Origin of the sequence: Frankia sp. AgKG'84/4 (genome assembly GCF_023242965.2) — a bacterium.
Lineage (GTDB): Bacteria > Actinomycetota > Actinomycetes > Frankiales > Frankiaceae > Frankia.
Map to the genome: position 1 here is coordinate 1 of NZ_JALKFU020001186.1, position 2,646 is coordinate 2,646.

Here is a 2,646-nt window from a genome sequence, read left to right on the forward strand (position 1 = left end):
GACGTCCGCCATCACCGGGGCGAGACGGTTCTCCGACCGAGCGGGGCACCGGCGTCGAACGGGGGAGCGGCCGTCCCGACGACCTGGCGGCCGAGCGAGGCCACCGTGGAGGGCACGCCGTTCCTGACCGGTGCGGTGGACGCCGAGGGGCACGCGCCGGCCGACGCGCCCGATGGTTCCGACCCGCTTCTCGGAACGACGGTGCTCGTGGTGGACGATGACGTTCGCAATGTGTTCGCGCTCACGAGCGCGCTGGAGATGTACGGCATGCGGGTCCTCTACGCGGACAACGGCCACGACGCGATCCGAACGCTGCAGCAGGAGACCGGAGGAGTTCACCTGGTCCTGATGGACGTCATGCTGCCCGGTATGGACGGCAACGAGACGATGTCGATGATTCGAGACATGCCCGCGTTTGCGGAGCTCCCGATCCTGGTACTGACGGCGAAGGCCATGCCGGGGGACCGGGAGAAGAGCATCACCGCCGGTGCGTCCGACTACGTCACCAAGCCGGTGGATCTCGACCACCTCCTCGGGGTGATGCGGTCACATCTGTATTGATCAGATCGCGTATGGTGCGCATTCGGGTGTCTACAGGTGGGGCGGTGACACGCCTCCGGAGGCGATCGGCGATGGTGGTGGGGTGGCTACACCCACCACGGACCGGCAGGGCGACCGCGCAGGTCGGCAGGGCGACCGTGAAGGAGGAGGCAGGCGGGTGACCGAGCGGACCGGCGGTTTCGCTGACGGTGAAGGCGGGCCGACCGCGGAACGGCCCCGTAGCAAGATCCTTCTCGTTGACGACCGGGCGGACAACCTCATGGCTCTGGAGGCGATTCTGGCCTCGCTGGACCAGGATCTCGTCACCGCGTCGTCGGGCGAAGAAGCGCTCAAGCGGCTGCTCGTCGACGACTTCGCCGTGATCCTTCTGGACGTCCAGATGCCCGGAATGGATGGCTTTGAGACGGCCCATCGGATCAAGCAGCGTGGCCGTACCCGGGACACGCCGATCATCTTTCTCACCGCGATCGATCGGGAGCCCCACCACGCTTTCCGTGGCTACGCCGTGGGCGCCGTCGATTACATCGCGAAGCCCTTCGACCCCTGGTTGCTGCGGGCCAAGGTCAGCGTCTTCGTCGAGCTGTTCGAGAAGAATGAGCGGCTGTCCGAACTCGCCCATCAGCGAGTGCGGGACTTCGACCTGATGGCGGAGGTCGCCGAGCGGCTCATCGCGCTCGACGTGCTGCTGGAGGGCAGGGGCGATGGCACCGTGGACGAGACGCTCGCCGCCGCCGGGGCCGAGGTTCGCGGGCTGGTCGCCCGGCTGCAGCCGTTCGCCCGGTCCGCCAACTCCTGACGCGACGCGATCGATCGCCGCCGCCTTGGGCGGGCGGACGGCGCGTGAGCTGATCGGGCCCGCCGATGAGTCACGGGGAACCTCCTACGGGGGGCCCGAGTGCACGAACGGGCGGCCCCGCTGGCGCGACCGCCCACAACGGCGGGTTGTCTCGGTCACATCACCAGGTCGTCAGGGTCGGCAACGGACCGGGTCCAGGATGGCGATGCGTCCGCGGGTTCCTACGCACGGTCATAACCGTGTGGCCGGCGGGTGTCACAACAGTCGCCGACCCGCTCAGATCGCTCCGGCGCCCGCGCCGCGGCGGGGGCCCTCACTCCGGACAGACTGATTCATTGGGGCGCGATGTTCCGCCGGCGCCGATAGCATGGATTTGTCGACCAGATCCGCCGGCACGCCGGCATGGCTGGATTGCCCGAACCGCAGGAGGTTTCGTCGTATGGCGATAGCCCGGCGCGATCATCATGGGCTGACCGGGTTTGACCCCGCCACTATCGGTCCGTATACGGTTGAACGGATGGTCGTTGACGCCGGGACCGGACCGGTGTTTCTAGCTCGTAACAATCGCGAACAACCGGTTCTCATCAAGGCCGTCACCGCGGCCTTCGCCCGGGACGCGGACTTCCGCCGCCGGCTGAGCGCCGACCTCGACCGGCTGCGGGAGCTCGCACCGTTCTGCCTAGCCACGGTCCTGGACGTGGACGTCGCGGCCAGCCCGCCCTACGTGGTCGTCGAGTACGTCGACGCGCCCACGCTGGCGACGAGCGTCGCCGAGGAGGGCCCGCTGTCGGCCGCCGACGCCCTGCGGCTGGCTCTCGGTCTCGCCACCTCGCTCGCTGCGCTGCACGAGCTGGACATTGTCCTGAGCGATTTGAAGCCCGCTAATGTGGTGCTTTCGGGGCAAGGGCTACGGCTCGTGGATTTTGGCCTCGCCAGGGCACTGAACGCCGGCTTGTCCGATAATTCGGGAACGTCCGCGGCGGGGATTGGCACGCTCTCGTTCATCAGTCCCGAACAGGTACTCGGCCGCCCCGCCACAGTGGCGTCCGATATCTTCACCTGGGGCGGTGTGCTGCTGTTCGCGGCGACCGGCCGCCCGCCGTTCGGCCAGGGCAGCCCGCGCGCGCTGCTCCAGCGCACGCTCTACTCCGAGCCGGACCTGTCCGTCCTCGCACCCGACCTGCGCGACCTCGTCGCCGCCGCCATGCGCAAGGACCCCAAGCGCCGGCCCGACGCGGCCGAGCTGCTCGAGCACCTCCTCGGCGAGCTCCCCGTCGGCGACCCGGCGC

The 2,646-nt window shown here is 68.8% G+C and carries 3 protein-coding genes; all 3 read left to right on the forward strand.

Annotated elements, in window-relative coordinates:
* Positions 1-561: response regulator (locus tag MXD58_RS28505; protein WP_250611259.1), on the forward strand; the 561-nt coding region annotated here is incomplete at its 5' end.
* Positions 562-718: 157 nt separating this feature from the next.
* Entirely contained in the window at positions 719-1,357 is a 639-nt protein-coding gene (locus MXD58_RS28510) for a response regulator (protein WP_248836435.1), read from the forward strand.
* 517 nt (positions 1,358-1,874) lie between these two features.
* A partial coding sequence (locus tag MXD58_RS28515; protein WP_250611261.1) for a serine/threonine-protein kinase occupies positions 1,875-2,646 on the forward strand: 772 nt, incomplete at its 3' end.